Origin of the sequence: Phocaeicola barnesiae DSM 18169 = JCM 13652, assembly GCF_000374585.1 — a bacterium.
Taxonomy (GTDB): domain Bacteria; phylum Bacteroidota; class Bacteroidia; order Bacteroidales; family Bacteroidaceae; genus Phocaeicola; species Phocaeicola barnesiae.
In genome coordinates, this window is the sequence record NZ_KB894643.1 from 188,465 (window position 1) to 204,997 (window position 16,533).

The 16,533-nt window shown below is 44.2% G+C and carries 13 protein-coding genes; 5 read left to right on the forward strand and 8 right to left on the reverse strand.

Going from position 1 to position 16,533, the window contains the following annotated elements:
* Window positions 1–3: 3 nt before the first annotated feature.
* The 8 genes from C510_RS0100795 to lnb all read right to left on the reverse strand — a co-directional run bounded on the left by C510_RS0100795 (window position 4) and on the right by lnb (window position 11,052).
* Complete coding sequence (locus C510_RS0100795) at window positions 4–546, reverse strand: DUF3575 domain-containing protein (RefSeq protein WP_025892138.1); 543 nt, start codon at window positions 544–546, stop codon at window positions 4–6.
* A 93-nt stretch (window positions 547–639) separates the two neighbouring features.
* Window positions 640–1,491 (reverse strand): helix-turn-helix transcriptional regulator, encoded by an 852-nt coding sequence (locus tag C510_RS0100800; protein ID WP_018709431.1) that lies wholly within the window; start codon window positions 1,489–1,491, stop codon window positions 640–642.
* Window positions 1,492–2,190: 699 nt separating this feature from the next.
* The gene (locus C510_RS0100810; RefSeq protein WP_025892137.1) at window positions 2,191–3,189 is read right to left on the reverse strand and encodes an MBL fold metallo-hydrolase; all 999 of its coding nucleotides are present in this window, start codon (window positions 3,187–3,189) and stop codon (window positions 2,191–2,193) included.
* A 76-nt stretch (window positions 3,190–3,265) separates the two neighbouring features.
* Window positions 3,266–3,718, reverse strand: a complete 453-nt coding sequence (locus C510_RS0100815) for a hypothetical protein (protein ID WP_025892136.1) — start codon at window positions 3,716–3,718, stop codon at window positions 3,266–3,268.
* Between the two features lie 59 nt (window positions 3,719–3,777).
* Window positions 3,778–4,773 (reverse strand): DUF6340 family protein, encoded by a 996-nt coding sequence (locus C510_RS0100820; RefSeq protein WP_018709435.1) that lies wholly within the window; start codon window positions 4,771–4,773, stop codon window positions 3,778–3,780.
* A gap of 130 nt (window positions 4,774–4,903) precedes the next feature.
* The gene (gene secA, locus C510_RS0100825; RefSeq protein ID WP_018709436.1) at window positions 4,904–8,206 is read right to left on the reverse strand and encodes a preprotein translocase subunit SecA; all 3,303 of its coding nucleotides are present in this window, start codon (window positions 8,204–8,206) and stop codon (window positions 4,904–4,906) included.
* 96 nt (window positions 8,207–8,302) lie between these two features.
* Entirely contained in the window at window positions 8,303–9,886 is a 1,584-nt protein-coding gene (locus C510_RS0100830; protein ID WP_018709437.1) for an alkaline phosphatase family protein, read from the reverse strand.
* Window positions 9,883–11,052 (reverse strand): lipoprotein N-acyltransferase Lnb, encoded by a 1,170-nt coding sequence (lnb, locus tag C510_RS0100835; RefSeq protein ID WP_018709438.1) that lies wholly within the window; start codon window positions 11,050–11,052, stop codon window positions 9,883–9,885. The genes C510_RS0100830 and lnb overlap by 4 nt, the downstream gene beginning before the upstream one ends.
* A gap of 143 nt (window positions 11,053–11,195) precedes the next feature.
* Here lnb and C510_RS0100840 point away from each other — a divergent pair, with 143 nt between their 5' ends.
* The 5 genes from C510_RS0100840 to C510_RS0100860 are packed head-to-tail and all read left to right on the forward strand — an operon-like array spanning window position 11,196 to window position 16,467.
* Window positions 11,196–11,921, forward strand: coding sequence for a type III pantothenate kinase (locus C510_RS0100840; RefSeq protein WP_022339459.1), 726 nt, complete (start codon window positions 11,196–11,198; stop codon window positions 11,919–11,921).
* On the forward strand, window positions 11,911–13,170 hold the full coding sequence (gene bamG, locus C510_RS0100845) for a BamG family beta-barrel-assembly machinery protein (protein ID WP_025892135.1): 1,260 nt from the start codon (window positions 11,911–11,913) through the stop codon (window positions 13,168–13,170). Before C510_RS0100840 ends, bamG begins: the two co-directional genes overlap by 11 nt.
* Window positions 13,171–13,210: 40 nt before the next feature.
* Complete coding sequence (locus tag C510_RS0100850; protein ID WP_018709441.1) at window positions 13,211–14,569, forward strand: tetratricopeptide repeat protein; 1,359 nt, start codon at window positions 13,211–13,213, stop codon at window positions 14,567–14,569.
* Window positions 14,570–14,571: 2 nt separating this feature from the next.
* A complete protein-coding gene (gene lptC / locus C510_RS0100855) occupies window positions 14,572–15,189 on the forward strand; it encodes an LPS export ABC transporter periplasmic protein LptC (RefSeq protein ID WP_025892134.1) in 618 nt (205 codons plus the stop codon).
* 21 nt (window positions 15,190–15,210) lie between these two features.
* Window positions 15,211–16,467 (forward strand): hemolysin family protein, encoded by a 1,257-nt coding sequence (locus tag C510_RS0100860; protein ID WP_018709443.1) that lies wholly within the window; start codon window positions 15,211–15,213, stop codon window positions 16,465–16,467.
* Window positions 16,468–16,533 lie beyond the last annotated feature (66 nt).

Below are 16,533 nucleotides of genomic sequence, written 5' to 3' on the forward strand. Positions count from 1 at the left end.
TAATTAAAACAGATAAGATACTGAAAGGGCTATCTTGGTAGGACCCACATAATCTTTCTTCTTGTTCTCATAACATTTCATACACGGCATGTCCGGATATTCCTTATACCACAGACGCGCATACCCTACACCGATAAGCGCTTCAAGATTCCAGTGGGGAGACAAAATCCAGTTATAACCGTAAGTAAACCCTCCACCAGCAAGATATCCGTCGTAAACCTTGTCTTTGGGAACCGCATAGAACTGTGCCCCATGAAGATGAACTCCAACAAAATGACCTTCGAAGGCCTCACAAAACCAGTATCGCAATTCGGGCTGGGCAAGCCAGAATTTCATTGTCTTCCCGTTATTAAACTCCCAAGGATTATACACTGCCTGAAGGTCGGTAGTAAACTGTCTGTCCAATTTAATTTCCAGACCGACATTGGGCGATAATGTTGCCCAGTAAAGTGCATTTGTCTTTACAGCTATATTCTGCGCATTAGCAATACATGCTAAAAATAAAAAACAGCATAAAAACAATATTCTTCTGTTCTTAAATCTCATGTACTCAAAAATTCTATAAATATTCGATGCAAAAATAGGTAGTTTGGAGAAATGACAAATTGCAAAAAAGCGTCAATAAATTACGATTTTTAATCAAATACCCTCTTTACGAAGCTTTGCTGCGGTCTTTCCATAATGCTTTTTACAGAAAGTCACAAAATAAGAAGGAGAAGAGAAACGGTATTTTTCCGAGATTTCGGCAAATGTCAAATCGCTCTTTACAATATCATTCAGAATACTTTCCGACTTGCGGGCAAGAAGCCATTTCAGGGCTGTATCATTGAAGGATTCCTTGAAACGGCGGTTGAACGTGCTCTGGCTCATATTGGCTTTTTGGGCAAACTCCCTGACATCGAATATTTGTTTATAATGTGTAAGAACAAAATCCTTAAAATCAAGATCCTTTCCAAGGACAGGAGAAAAAAACATTGCAAGTTCTTCCTTCGTATAACCGGCACGAAGATACATGAACAGCTCCTCACGCTTTATCTGATGATAATGTATACAGCTCAAACCTGCCGACAACGCCAGGACAGTAAGATCTACAAACGACTTGATTCTGTCATCAAAAGGCAAACTAAACAAGCGGTTATCAAGATTGTCCGGCAAGTTTTTTTCCAATTGCTTGAGCGAATACATGGAACACATTTTAATATCGCTCGTGAATTTACATAAAAGTACACGTGCTACGTCCCCTGACGATGTAACTTTTATTTCAAAATTTTTAGGTAAGAGAAATACATTTCCTGCTTTTAAATGTAATTTACTGTCAATTCCATAATCAATTTCAACATCTCCACTATACAAAAAAACAAGCAAAGTGAAATCAAGATAATTCCTCATGATTGTTTCACCCGGCTTAACATCGCGCAAAAAGAACAATGATGTTTCATCTGTAGCATAGTTGTTACAACCAAAATGTTCGTTAACAGAGTGCAAAGTCATAGAAAATAGTTTTTTAGACAGTTAATTCTAATCAAAAAACAATTCCTATGGTTTTCCGAAATGCCTACAATAAACTAAGGCAGCCCAAATGTTAATAAATTTAACATCAAAACCATAAAAATCAATGATTGGGCAAGCCTCTTTTCATAATAATACAGGTTACCCCCCCATTAACATTCGATAACAATGTTAAGAAATGTTTTAAAGTAATTTCACCAATGAGAGGGTTTCGATATGCAAATATAAATATTTTTTCATATATACCCTAGTATTCAACAAGGCAACTTAATCAAAATTCCAGTATTTTTTTCAGATAGTTTATGTCTAAAGCTGCATTGTAGAGTCTTCGATTTATATTCACTTTGTCTTTCTGTCCCGAAACAATATGCAGGACAATCTCTCTCGAATGTCTGACAGACAGATGCAGACAACAATCGGTTACACGAGGGTCAGTAACTTTATTAAAGTAAAATTCAGGTATATCATAATCCAAAGGTACCAGTTCTAGTTGAACCTACAATTTGAACTGACTATTACTATGAATATTTTTTAACAGTTTCTAATATACGAACAGACTAATTTTGTCCATAACAGATTTTGTGCAAAAACAAACTCGCATTTCAATGAACATACGAGTTTGTTTTGTATAAAACGAACGTTCATTCAAAGCAAAACAAACGTTCGTTTTTCCGGATTCATTCATCGTTGCGGTTTCAATTTAATGATTTCCCCCAGCTCAGGTACTATAATCTCCTTGTTACGGAGCTTAGCTTCTGCCCGGAATACGTGAGGCGGGTCGAACAACGGTTCGTCAGAAAGATCGAAAGTACCGTAATGCATCGGTATTGTTACATAGGCCTCCATGTCTGACGAGGCTGTCAAGGCATCGTATGGAGAAATATGATTGGGTTTCATAAACCATCGGGGCTTATAGGCACCGATGCCGATCATGCAGTAGTCAATGTGTGGAAAGAGGTCGGGCAATTCACGGAAATGCTGGGCATACCCCGTATCACCACTGTTATAAATGGTAATCCCATCGGCCTGAATCATGAAAGCCCCCCATAACCGTTCGCCTCCATCTCCTACCCCCCGTTTACTCCAATGCTGGGCCGGAAGGAAGGTCAACGTCAGTCCGTCATCGGTATACTGCTGATACCAGGCAGCTTCTATCACTTTCATCTCCGGAAACCAGGAACCGATCAAGGCACCGGTACCCAGTCCACAGAAAAGTTTCATCTGCGGATTCTGGGCAAACAGCTGTGCTACACTCGGCTTGTCCAGATGGTCGAAATGATCATGGCTGATAAGCAGATAGTCGATATTCCGGAAGATGGAAGCATTGGCCGGCAATTTGGAGCGCCGCTTTACAAAAGGAATATTCCCGAAAACCGGATCGATCATGAACCGCTTTCCTCCCAGTTGCAGGAAGAACGAATTATGTCCCAGCCATATCAGGGAATTCCCCACCACCTGGTCCAGGGAATGCAGAAAATGCACAGACGGATTCCAAGGAATGGTCCGCTTCTCCCTCCGCTGTGGATTGGGCGAGAAACGCCATTTCAAGACACTCCCCATCCCCGGTCGCCAACGGTGCTGCCTGTTGAAAAACTTTCCGTTGACGGAAGGATTCCCCCGCCAGCGTGGATTTATAGAAGCAAGCTGATTATTCCGACGAAAAACGATACGTTCACCCATAGCAATAGATTCTAGTATACTAAAAAGCCGGAAAAAGGACATGCGGTCCCTCTTCCGGCGAACTTATTCCGATAGTTTATTTTTCTTCCAGCAGTTTCTTCAGGAAGTCATCCAACTCCTCATCCAACCCTTTCAGCAGTTCGTCACTCAGCAACAAAGTGTCTTCGTCATCAATCAGCAACAATTCGGCCACTGTTTCTTTCTCATCATCCACCAGTACGAACGAGAAGGGTTTCATCAACGATAACTTATCCAGCATCCCTGCATCCTTCAGTCCGGCAAGTATAGACCGCAACACAGGTTCTACCTCCTTGTAAAAGTCGTCACTTTCATATTCTACCCATTCATCCACAATCACCCGAGACAACTCCTCGTCATCATCGTTGAATATCAGCAGTTCCCCACTGTCAGGATTAGGCTGTAAATGAATATCTGTAACCACCGCATTATCCGTACCGGTTACATATCTGCAAAGGGCCTCCTTCAAGGAATCCGTAATTGCAGCGCGTGACTTATCACTAATTTTCATAGGCTCTTACTTTTATATACCCAAAAGTACAAAAAAAATCAAACGTACAAACAAAAACCTCAGAATTTGTTTTGAAAACGACTCATCTGCAATTCCAGTTTAGGCAGCTCCTCCTTCCGTTTTTCAAGCTGGGAAGCATAGAAAGCGATGGCCTGCTCTTCTTCCGTAGCCGGTTTAGCCAAAGCCTTAGCTTTCACCAACCAAGCGAATGCCTGGTTGATATCTCCCTGCATCTCGCAAGCCAAAGCCGCATTGAAAGCCGCCTTCAGCTTCAGATTCCCTTTCTTCCGGCTTTCGTATACAGACTCCCACAAACTCTGCGCGCCGGCCCAATCGTTCTCGCGCAGATAAACTACCGCATCGCGCATTTCCGGCGAGCCTCCACTGAAATAAATGCGGGCAGTATTCTCCCAGTGAGGGGTCAGGTGAGGAACCAGTAAAGAAGAGGCACGTTCTGAAATCTCTCTGATTACAGCCTTGTCAGATACAGACGGGTCAATATCCCAGTAGACACTGTCACGTACGGTCAAGACCCGCATCGGCTTGTCACGTCCTGGTACATACACACTCAACGTAGGTGCCAATTGAACCTGCAAGGCCTCGAAAGGAACAGAGAACTGCGGATAGACCACCTGTTTCCGTTCTGTATGGATAGCTATACGGTCTAAGGAAAACAACATGTCGACTCCCAATTCGGATGCCAACTTATCCACTTCCTGCGAAGTAAGCATACGATGTCCTGTGAAAGGATGCACTTCTTTTCCCTGCAATGCCGAGTCACAAATGATTATCTGACGGAAATAACGGCTGTCCGCCAAACCGCCGGCCAACATTTCTGAAGCAACCTTTCCATCTCCCTCCAAGGAACCCAGCGTAAGCAGGGATGGCTTGGGAACAGGAATAGCCACCATATTATTCACTACAGCTACAGTAGCCAGTTGTTCCGGAAAACTCGTCTCGGCAGGAATCAGTTCATCGAAAGTAAACGACTGGATAGAACTGCACGAAGCCAGAAAACAAGCGATGAATACATATAACCAACTAGTCTTTTTCATAAGAATGAGTCTTTCTATTGTCTGGAAGCAAAAATAATATATTCTGACGGATGACTGAGTTAAAAGGTAATAAAAAAAGCCGACCCGATGAGAGATAGGGTCGGCTTCTGTAAATTATCAGTGCAATGACTTATTCTTTGTCCTTACCACAACAGTTCTTATATTTCAAACCGCTACCGCATGGGCAAGGATCATTCCGGCCTACAGTCTTTTCTGCACGGTAAGGTTCCGTCTTCTGTTGTGCACGGGTATCCTGTGCAGCTGCAGCCTGCTGGTCCGGATCATTCAAATCCACTTTTTCTTCCTTGTACTGGTTGCGTTTAGGAGCCTGTTCAGGAGCGGCTTCACGCACCTGCTGCGGTTCCTGTACCGGTATCTGACCACGCATCAGGACAGAAATCGTATTGTTGTTGATCTTGCTGACCATGCTGTCGAACAAGTTCACAGATTCCAGTTTGAAAATCAACAGCGGGTCTTTCTGTTCGTAACTTGCATTCTGGACAGAATGTTTCAGTTCATCCAGTTCACGCAGGTTTTCCTTCCAGGCATCGTCGATGGTATGCAACAGGATGACTTTCTCGAACGATTTCACCACTTCACGGCATTCGGTTTCGTAAGCAGCTTTCAGGTTTACCGGAATGTTGTACATCCGTTTACCGTCTGTAATCGGAATCAGGATATTTTCATACATCTGACCCTGATTTTCGTATACCTGCTTGATAACCGGGTAAGCAATCTGAGCCATACGTTCAGTCTTACGCTTGAAGTTGACCATAGCCTGCTCGAAAGTCTGATTAGCCAGGTCCTCCTTACGCTTGGTACGGAAATCTTCTTCCGAGAACGGAGTCTCCATTGCCAGTGTCTGAAGGATTTCCATGCGTACATCTTCGTATGTCGGCTGGTCAACCGCATTTGCGCAACGGTCCCAAATCATATCGACAATATCCATACCGATACGTTCACCCATCAAGGCATGACGACGTTTCGTATAGACTACCGTACGCTGCTTGTTCATTACGTCATCGTATTCCAGCAAACGTTTACGGATACCGAAGTTGTTTTCTTCCACCTTCTTCTGGGCACGTTCGATAGAATTGGAAATCATCTTATGTTCAATCATTTCGCCTTCCTTGAAGCCCAGTCTATCCATTACACGGGCAATACGGTCGGATGAGAACAGACGCATCAAATCGTCTTCCAGCGAAACGAAGAATACAGATGAACCCGGGTCTCCCTGACGTCCGGCACGACCACGCAACTGACGGTCTACACGACGGGACTCGTGACGTTCTGTACCGATGATGGCCAGACCGCCTGCAGCCTTCACTTCCGGACTCAGCTTGATATCGGTACCACGACCGGCCATGTTGGTAGCAATGGTTACCGTACTTCCCTGACCGGCTTTCGCTACGATATCGGCTTCCTTCTGATGCAACTTGGCGTTCAACACATTGTGAGGTATCTTACGCAGTGTCAGCATCTTGCTCAGCATTTCAGAAATTTCTACGGAAGTAGTACCCACCAGTACCGGACGTCCAGCCTGTACCATCTTCTCGATTTCTTCGATAACAGCCTTGTATTTTTCACGCTTGGTCTTGTAGACACGGTCGTTCATATCGATACGGGCAATCGGACGGTTAGTCGGGATTACCACTACATCCAGCTTATAGATGTCCCAGAACTCACCGGCTTCTGTTTCGGCTGTACCGGTCATACCAGACAGCTTATGATACATACGGAAGTAGTTCTGCAAGGTAATGGTAGCGAATGTCTGAGTAGCTGCCTCTACCTTCACACCTTCCTTCGCTTCTACGGCCTGGTGCAGACCGTCACTCCAACGACGTCCGTCCATGATACGTCCGGTCTGTTCGTCTACAATCTTCACCTGTCCGTCCATCACCACGTAATCGGTATCCTTTTCGAACATGGTGTAAGCCTTCAGCAACTGGTTGATGGTATGTACACGTTCTGACTTGATGGCATAATTGGTGAGCAGTTCGTCTTTCTTCGCCAATTTCTCTTCATCGCTCAATCCGGTTTCATTTTCCAGTTCAGACAGCTGACCGGCAATATCCGGAAGCACGAACAATGTCGGGTCCTGAGACTTACCTGTAATCAAATCGATACCTTTATCGGTCAAATCCACACTCTTCAGTTTCTCGTCGATAACGAAATACAACGGCTCTACCGCTTCAGGCATACGTTTGTTGTTCTGCTCCATGTAGATTTCCTCGGTCTTCAGCATACCAGCCTTGATACCCGGTTCACTCAAGAACTTGATCAACGGCTTGTTCTTCGGCAGTGCCTTGTGGCTACGGAACAAAGCCAGGAAACCTGCCTCGACGTCTTCCTTCTTGTCGGAAGCAATCAGACGCTTGGCATCGGCCAGGTATTGGGTGGCCAGTCTACGCTGAGCTTCCACCAGACGTTCTACCAACGGACGAAGCACTTCGAACAGCTGCTGGTCGCCTTTAGGTACCGGACCGGAAATGATCAACGGAGTACGGGCATCATCAATCAATACAGAGTCCACCTCATCGACGATGGCATAATTATGTTTACGCTGTACCAGGTCCTTCGGACTGGTAGCCATGTTATCACGCAGGTAGTCGAAACCGAACTCATTGTTGGTACCGAAGGTGATGTCGGCCATGTATGCACGACGACGTGCAGCCGAGTTAGGCTGATGCTTGTCGATACAGTCTACACTCAGGCCATGGAACATATAGAGCGGACCCATCCATTCAGAGTCACGTTTAGCCAAATAATCGTTCACGGTTACTACATGCACACCGTTACCGGTCAAGGCATTCAGGAATACCGGCAGGGTAGCCACCAATGTCTTACCTTCACCGGTTGCCATTTCGGCAATCTTACCCTGATGCAATACTACACCACCGAACAACTGTACATCGTAGTGAATCATGCTCCAGTTCATTTCATTACCACCGGCCTTCCAATGATTCTTCCAGATAGCCTTATCGCCTTCGATTGAAACGAAATCACGTCCCTGGCCGGCCAACTGACGGTCGAATTCACTGGCAGTCACTTCGATTTCTTCATTTTCAGAGAAACGGCGGGCTGTATCTTTTACAATGGCAAATACAGTAGGAAGAATTTCATTCAATACTTCTTCATACTTATCAAGCACCTCTTTTTCCAGTTTATCGATTTCTGCAAAAATCGGTTCACGCTTTTCGATATCAGTAGTTTCAATCGACGCTTTCAATTCTTCGATACGCTGACTCTTGTCGGCGGCCGAATCCTTGATCATCTTCTTCAACTCCAAGGTTTTTGCACGGAGTTCATCGTTACTAAGCTTCTGGATTTCCGGATAGACAGCTTTTACCTTATTCACCCACGGCTGGATTTCCTTCATATCGCGGGTAGCCTTGTTTCCGAATAACTTGCTTATAAATTCATTAAATCCCATTGTATATCAGTGTTTATTATTTCAAAAAATAGATTGTCCGGAAAAGACATGCAAAAATACAAAAAATCTTACAGACAGGAAGCATGTATCTTCCGGTTATTTACGAATTCCTGTCAAAGGCGAAGTACTGGCCGCATTGGGCGCACGGATACGCATGAAATGTGTGACAGTAGGTGCCACCGTTGCAACCTTGACAGGTGTATAAATGATTTCGGGCTTGATATTACATCCAATGAAAGCCAGAGGTACTGACGCATAAGTCTCCCGTACCACTTTGACAGTCTTTGAATACGGATTGACGACCGACCATCCTGGCATCACTTCCACATAGATGTCGCCTGAGCAGGTAGGAGTGAAACTGTTCCGGATTTTATCAATACGGGGAGTCCATGAACCCAGCAACAAACGCTGCGAAGAATATGCCGAACGGACTCCGCTCATCTGTACGATGAAATCGGAAGCCCGGTTCATCACTTCGGTCAGGTCCATCTTCTTCTCTTCTATCAGCTTATGGTTGAAATAAAGCTGTTGGTCGTAATAGGTCTCCACATACTGTCCCGGCCCATAGATGGCCATCAGATACATGTTCAGCAAAGCCGCACAGCGGTCTATGTGGAATTCGCCTCCCGGGATACGGTACTGAGGCGCATCGACAGGATCTGAATCGGAATAACCGGTTGAAGTGATGAAGAACAAGGTATTCGAGAGACCGATTTTCCGGTCAATCAGCTCCAGCAAGTCGCCGATACTGTTATCCAGCCGCACATACATGTCCTGAATTTCCAGGGGGAGTTCCGTGTTAGGACGATGATCGTAATTGCCGGCATAATAAGAAAGCGTCAGCAAGTCGGGAACCCCATCTTTGCCGATGGAAGTATTCTCCAGGCAGGCATTCACCAAACGGTTCACCTCATCATTGACATACGGACTGGTCTTGAACTTCCGGTATTTATCCGACCGTTCATCCGTAAAATCATGCTTGAAAGTAAGCTGTTTGGCATCGGAAGTGATGTATTGATACGAATTGACAGGCAAATAAGGCTGCCATACCAGGTTATCGATTCTGAAATCGATGGCTTCACGGTCATTATACGTAGTCACCCACTGAGGGAAATTTCCATAATAAGTACTACCACACCATTTACCCGTCGTTTCATTCAGCCAAAAAGCTCCTTTAGCCGCATGTCCGGCGGCAAGAACAGCCATTTCACGTGTCGGAGCAATGGAATAGACTTCAGCAGTACCCTGGGTAGCTACCATCAGCTCATCAGAAACCGTAGATACCAGCAGGTTCTTGGGCGACGTCGATTCAGACGTATAGATACCCATGAAATCCTTGTCGTCGACACTCTTGACTACACACAGCGAACTTCGATCCATCCAACGGTTCCCTACCACACCATTCTGATACGGTGTAGTCCCGGTATAGATGGCAGCCATGGCAGAAGAACGGTCGACATTGATAAAGTCGTATTCAGCATTGAAATAGACACGCCCTTCTTTCATCAACCGCTTGAATCCACGCTCTCCATACATGGCCGAGAAAGCCTCGATATAATCGGTCCACAACTGATCGATGGTAAGACCAACAACCAGCTTCGGAACCGGCGATACGGACTGAGCCTGTAAACCGGTAATGACGAAAACGGTCAATAAAGATGTAAGTATGCGTTCTTTCATTCTGTTCTTTTCCTACTAACTAAAACATGACTGGCAGCATTCACCAGTAAACTGAGCGCCAAAGGTAATACTGTTAAATTAAATTTTTGGCCACAAAGCGGAAATAAGACTATAAAAATTGTTAAATACACCAAATTCACCCCGTGATAGAGGTCTTTTTTACGCCGGATGGCACGATAGACCATGATTGGTAGATAAATCAACGGAACCGGATTGAACAGCATCAGCATCCAATTGGAATCCACCGTAGGATGGACCGAGAAAAAGAACAAGAAGGCTATGACACACCCGGCAATTCCCTGTATACCATATAATACGATATCCCATCCCCAATAGATACGCCTGTTCCTGTACTGCAACCAGGCGATGCAGACATTCAATGCCAGAAACAAGGAAGCGCATGCAAACGGAGACAAAGGAAAAGAAGATTCGACAGGCTCCGGTTCTACGTCAACAATCTTGGTTTCCGAAGCCACCAACGGACGGCGACTGCCATCGGCCGATACAATATAAGCCTGCGACGCAAATTCCTTCATGTAGAACGGAGCAAACATCTGCTGCCGGATACCGATCGGAGCATCGGCCTCCGCTCCCAGGCATAAATCAATGCCGAACTCATCCCACGGAAAGCCATCGGTATAATGATGAACAATTTCACGGAAAGAAGAGGCAGGAACCTGTTCTGGATATACGACAGTACCGGCGACAGCTTTTTCAATCTGGTCACGGGCCCGTGTCGTACAGTTGTCGTAAAAATAATTATACCGGTATATCCGGTTCTGGGGAAGATAATTTTCACGCAAGAGGTCATACAACTTTTGCTTTTCAGCCTCTGTCAGATTCAGTACCTGCTGGTAGACTGACGACCCCCGCATGGCATATTCTGCCTGAAAATATATATAAGGTGTAATCCCCAACTGGTAATCTGTCTCACCTTTCACAAAACGATATACAAAATTAGGTGTCCGGAAACTGAACATACCATAATTGAATACATAATCCTCATTCCGGGTAAAATTCTGGTAACGGATAGCCGTGTGACCGAACAATTCATAGATTTCCTGACCCGGAGCGCAAGTCAACAGACTGAACTGAATGCTATCCGCCTGCTGCGCACGAAGCGGAGACAGCCCGATCAGAAAACATAGCAACAACAAAAACCTCATTTTCTCAACTATTATTACTTCTACGCTATATTTTGTTGCAAAAATACGCCGAATAATTCATACCAAACCAAAATAAATCATTATTTTTATGGGCAATCTGTTTATTTTTACGTTACTTTGCAGACAAATCAAACGAATGTAACGTGAATTTAGTAATAGATATAGGAAACACGGTTGCAAAACTCGCTGTGTTCGACGGCAATCAGATCATTGAAGTATTGAGAGGGTCCAATCACAGTCTGGATTGTCTGCAGTTGCTGTATCATAAGTATCCTATAGAAAAAGGAATCATCGCATCGGTCATTACCCTCAGTAAGACCATACGCAGACAACTGAAGGAGACACCGTTTCCAATGATTGAAATGAATTACCAGACACCTGTACCTGTCCGGAACCTGTACCGTAGTCCACAAACATTAGGGATGGACCGGCTGGCAGCCGTGGTAGGAGCTTCCGACCAGCAACCGGGGAAAGACTTGCTGGTCATTGATGCAGGAACCGCGCTGACCTACGAGTTCGTAGACGCGGAGGGGAACTACCACGGAGGAAATATTTCTCCGGGAATCTACACCCGCTTCAAGGCATTAAGCGCCTATTGCGACAAGCTGCCTTTGATAGAAAAGGATGGAGATCGGCCAGAATTCGGTTACAATACAGAAACGGCCATCCGTTCAGGAGTCATCAAAGGAATGGAACTGGAAATAGAAGGATACATCACCTATATGCGAAAGAAATATCCCGGTCTTTTGGTTTTTTTAACTGGAGGAGATAAATTTTCTTTTGATACAAACTTAAAAAGTATCATATTTGCAGATAGATTTTTAGTCTTGAAAGGTTTAAACAGAATACTGAATTATAATGTCAAGTAATAAAGCACTTTTTAGCGCATTGTTCATTATGGGAGCGGTTGCAGCAAATGCACAATCGAGCACAAACTCCCCCTACACACGATATGGTTTGGGAGAATTGTCCGACCAGGCATTTGCACACAATGCAGCCATGGGTGGAATAGGATATGCGTTGAGATCCAGTGAACAGATAAACGTAATGAACCCGGCTTCTTACAGTGCAGTAGATTCCCTGTCGTTCATGTTTGATATCGGTATGGGGCTAAAAAGTTCAAACTATCAGGAGAACGGTTATAAGACCAATGCCAAAAACGCCAGCTTTGATTATTTGGCCATGCAGTTCAGATTACACCCGAGAGTCGGCTTTGCCGTAGGGTTTACTCCTTACTCGAATGTAGGTTATAAATTCAGTAGAACTTCAGATATTGAAAACAGCGACGATGTGACGCTGACCAATACATTCTACGGTGACGGAGGATTACAGCAGATTTTTGGAGGTATAGGCTTCAAGATTCTGGACAACTTGTCGATAGGAGCAAACGTAGGATACCTCTACGGAGAAATCGACTACCAGACCCTGGCAACGCTCAGTAACGGAGGAGACCAGACCACGACATACAACAACATCAGTATCAACAGCTATATCGCAAACTTCGGTCTGCAGTATACGCAGAAACTGAGTAAAACCGATAAGGTAACCTTAGGACTTGTATACGGTCTGGGACATGATTTGAAGTCAACAGAAACAAAAGGTATCCAAGTGACTGACGGTTCCAGCTATTCGGAACTGACCGAAGAAACCATCAAAGATTCGTATGGAATTCCAAGTACCTTTGGAGCCGGATTGACTTGGCAACATAAACAAAACCTGACCGTAGGAGCAGATTATACATTGCAACAGTTCGAGAATGTGAAATACGACAACTCGACGGATTTCTACAAGAACAGAACTCGGATTGGAGCAGGAATTGAATACATGCCCAGCCTGTATGGACGGAACTATCTGTCACGTATCAGATATCGGGCAGGAGCCTATTATTCCTCCTCTTACATGAAACTGCCAGAATACGACGGGCCGAAGGAATGGGGAGTAAGTGCGGGATTTGGATTACCGTTGCATCTGTTCCAACGCAACACGGTACTCAGTATTACCGGACAGTATGTACGGGTGCTACCCTCTGTAAAAGGAATGTTGTCAGAAAACCGCTTTGTACTGAAGTTGGGCCTGACCTTCAATGAACACTGGTTCATGAAGTGGAGAGTTAATTAACCTTTGACGACGAAATGAAGAACAACTAAATTTATATACGATGAAGATGAAGATGTTTACAATGCTGTGTGCGCTTACATTAGGAGCAACAGCGACTTTTGCTCAGAAAGGAGTAGAAGACGGTTCTAGATTTGGACACGGAGAAGACAGTGTTCGTTGTTTGAAGAATATCAGTATCTATACTGAGTATGTCAAGACAGACAACTTTAAAGATGCATATCAGCCATGGAAAGCTGTATTTACCGAAGCTCCTACAGCGCAGGTAAGTACATATACCAATGGTGCAAAAATCTTGCGTGCCTTGATTGCCGCTTCAAAAGATGCAGCTCAGCAGAAAGTATATATGGACGAGCTGATGGCTGTTTATGACCAGCGTATCAAATACTTGGATCAGCTGAATACTTTGGTTAAGAAACCTACTACCAAAGGTTCTATCCTGGGTCTGCAGGTGCATGATTACTTGAACTATTGTGGCAAGATTGACGTGAACAAAGCATACGCCATGAGTAAGGAAGCTATCGATAGCGAAAAAGAAAATTCAGAATACTATGCATTGCAGGAATTCATGGATATCTCTTCTCGTAAGCTGAAAGCTGACGAAACTCACAAGGAACAGTTCATTCAGGATTACCTGACTGCAGCCAATTATGCTGATGCAGCCTACAAAGCAGCTACCTCAGAAAAAGACAAACAGCTGTTGAAACTGGCTAAAGACAATGTAGACGCTTACTTCATCAACAGTGGTGCAGCAAGCTGCGAAAACCTGCAGGCTATCTACGGTCCGAAAGTTGAACAGAACAAGACTAACCTGGACTATCTGAAACAGGTAATCAATGTCATGCAGTTATTGAAATGTACAGAAGAAGAAGCTTACTTCGTAGCTTCTGAAGCTGCTCATGCCATCGAACCGACTGCCGCTACAGCTGTAGGTTGCGGTTACATGTACTTCAAGAAAGGCGATATAGACAAGAGTATCAGCTATTTTGACCAGGCAATCGAACTGGAACAGGATCCTGAAAAGAAGGCAGACAACTGCTACAGTGCAGCTGCAATCCTCTTCAGCAAGAAACAGTTGAGCCGTGCAAAACAATACGCAAACAAAGCGTTGTCTTACAACCCGAACTACGGTGAAGCTTACATCCTGATTGCCCAGATGTATGCATCAAGCCCGAACTGGAACAACGAACCTGCACTGAACAAATGTACATACTTTGCCGTTATCGACAAGTTGCAGCGTGCTAAAAGTGTAGACCCAAGCGTAGCTGAAAAAGCAAATGAGTTGATCAGAACCTATGCTGCCCACACTCCGAAAGATGAAGACTTGTTCTTCTTAGGTTTGAAGAAAGGTACTTCTGTAACAATCGGTGGATGGATTGGCGAAACTACAACCATCAGATAATTATGTCCGATAAACGAAAACGAACTATATATCAATCAATCATAAGCATAACAGTTGCCGTCTGGGCAACTGTTATGTTTCTTTTTTTACCTGCCTGCGGAAGCAAGGAAAAACCGATGGCAGCAGCCGTCGACAAAAAAGATTCATTACCCGATATGAAAACGACAGGAGTAACGACGTTGATTTCAGACTCGGGAACCATCCGATACAAGATTATCACAGAAGAGTGGCTGATTTATAATCAAAGAAACCCACCATTCTGGGCCTTCGAAAAAGGAATCTATCTGGAAAAATTCGACAGTGTCTTCCACGTAGACGCCAGTATCAAAGCGGATACTGCATATTATTACGAACCTAAGAAGTTATGGGAACTGAGAGGCAACGTACATATCCAGAATCAGCAAGGCGACAAATTCGACACAGAACTCTTGTTTTGGGACCAGACCAAAGAGAAAATTTATTCAGACAAATATATACGTATCGAACAGATTGATAAGATCCTGACCGGTTACGGCTTTGAGTCGAACCAGCAACTGACAGCTTATCAGATATTCAATAACACCGGAATCTTCACCGTAGAAGATCAAACGGCGGCAGATTCCACTAAAACACAGAATTAGCGTAGAAAATTCAGTACCAACATGGGACTCATCATACCATTACTTATTTCAATGGCGTTTTCCGCTTTCTTCTCAGGAATGGAAATCGCCTTTGTCTCGTCCAGCAAGTTACGGTTCGAAATGGAAAAGGGGAACGATATGACTACCCGGATTTTATCCGTTTTCTATCATAACCCCAATAATTTCATCTCCACCATGCTGGTAGGAAACAACATTGCACTGGTTATTTACGGTATCTTCATGGCACAGATTATCCAGGACCATCTCCTGGCAGGAATCATCTCCAACGAAGCAAGCCTGGTCATTATCCAGACAATCATCTCCACACTCATCATCTTGGTGACAGGAGAATTCCTCCCGAAGATGCTGTTTAAAATCAATCCGAACGTAACACTCCGTCTGTTTGCCATACCGACTTACATCTGCTACGTAGTACTTTACCCCATCAGCCGGTTTGCCTCCACACTTTCGGCAGGCCTCCTTTATCTGACAGGGACACGCATCAATAAAGAAGATACCGACAAGGCATTTACTAAAGTAGATTTAGACTATTTCATCCAAAGCAGCATCGAAGAGTCCGGCAACCAAAAAGAAATCGACACCGAAGTAAAGATATTCCAGAATGCGTTGGATTTTTCTACCATCAAAATCAGGGACTGCATGATTCCACGTACAGAAATTATCGCAGTAGACCAGGAAGCCAGTCTGGAGGAACTGAAAGAAACCTTTATAGAAAACGGAGTCAGCAAAATCATCGTATACAAAGATGACATTGACAATATCATCGGGTATATCCATTCTTCTGAAATGTTTAAGGGTATCAACGATTGGAGAAAAAATATCCGGACGATTCCTATCGTACCGGAAACAATGAGCGCACATAAACTGATGAAACTTTTCATGCAGCAAAAACGCTCTTTGGCCATCGTGGTAGATGAATTCGGAGGAACTGCCGGTATTGTAGCCTTAGAGGACCTTGTCGAAGAAATCCTGGGTGACATAGAAGACGAACATGACACCAACTCTACCATTGCCAAAGCCATCGGAGAAAATGAATATATTCTATCAGGCCGACTGGAAATTGAAAAAGCCAACGAGGAATTCGGTCTGAATCTACCTGAAAAAGACGACTATCAGACTATCGGAGGATTGATTCTTCATGAATACCAAAGCTTCCCGAAAGTTCATGAAATTATTACAGTGGGGAACTTCCAATTCAAAATAATTAAGGTTACTGCCACTAAAATTGAACTTGTGAAGCTGAAAGTACAGAAATAATCGTTTTTTTTAACCCAAAAATAGCGACGAAAAAGCATTTTTTGTATCTTCGTGCGCTAATTATGA

Excerpts from the sequence above, each read along its gene's own strand:
- lptC (WP_025892134.1), top strand. The coding sequence starts at position 14,572 with ATGTCCGATAAACGAAAACGAACTATATATCAATCAATCATAAGCATA.
- C510_RS0100815 (WP_025892136.1), bottom strand. The coding sequence starts at position 3,718 with ATGAAAATTAGTGATAAGTCACGCGCTGCAATTACGGATTCCTTGAAG.
- C510_RS0100810 (WP_025892137.1), bottom strand. The coding sequence starts at position 3,189 with ATGGGTGAACGTATCGTTTTTCGTCGGAATAATCAGCTTGCTTCTATA.
- C510_RS0100800 (WP_018709431.1), bottom strand. The coding sequence starts at position 1,491 with ATGACTTTGCACTCTGTTAACGAACATTTTGGTTGTAACAACTATGCT.
- C510_RS0100860 (WP_018709443.1), top strand. The coding sequence starts at position 15,211 with ATGGGACTCATCATACCATTACTTATTTCAATGGCGTTTTCCGCTTTC.
- C510_RS0100820 (WP_018709435.1), bottom strand. The coding sequence starts at position 4,773 with ATGAAAAAGACTAGTTGGTTATATGTATTCATCGCTTGTTTTCTGGCT.
- C510_RS0100850 (WP_018709441.1), top strand. The coding sequence starts at position 13,211 with ATGAAGATGAAGATGTTTACAATGCTGTGTGCGCTTACATTAGGAGCA.
- C510_RS0100830 (WP_018709437.1), bottom strand. The coding sequence starts at position 9,886 with ATGAAAGAACGCATACTTACATCTTTATTGACCGTTTTCGTCATTACC.
- secA (WP_018709436.1), bottom strand. The coding sequence starts at position 8,206 with ATGGGATTTAATGAATTTATAAGCAAGTTATTCGGAAACAAGGCTACC.
- C510_RS0100795 (WP_025892138.1), bottom strand. The coding sequence starts at position 546 with ATGAGATTTAAGAACAGAAGAATATTGTTTTTATGCTGTTTTTTATTT.
- bamG (WP_025892135.1), top strand. The coding sequence starts at position 11,911 with ATGTCAAGTAATAAAGCACTTTTTAGCGCATTGTTCATTATGGGAGCG.
- lnb (WP_018709438.1), bottom strand. The coding sequence starts at position 11,052 with ATGAGGTTTTTGTTGTTGCTATGTTTTCTGATCGGGCTGTCTCCGCTT.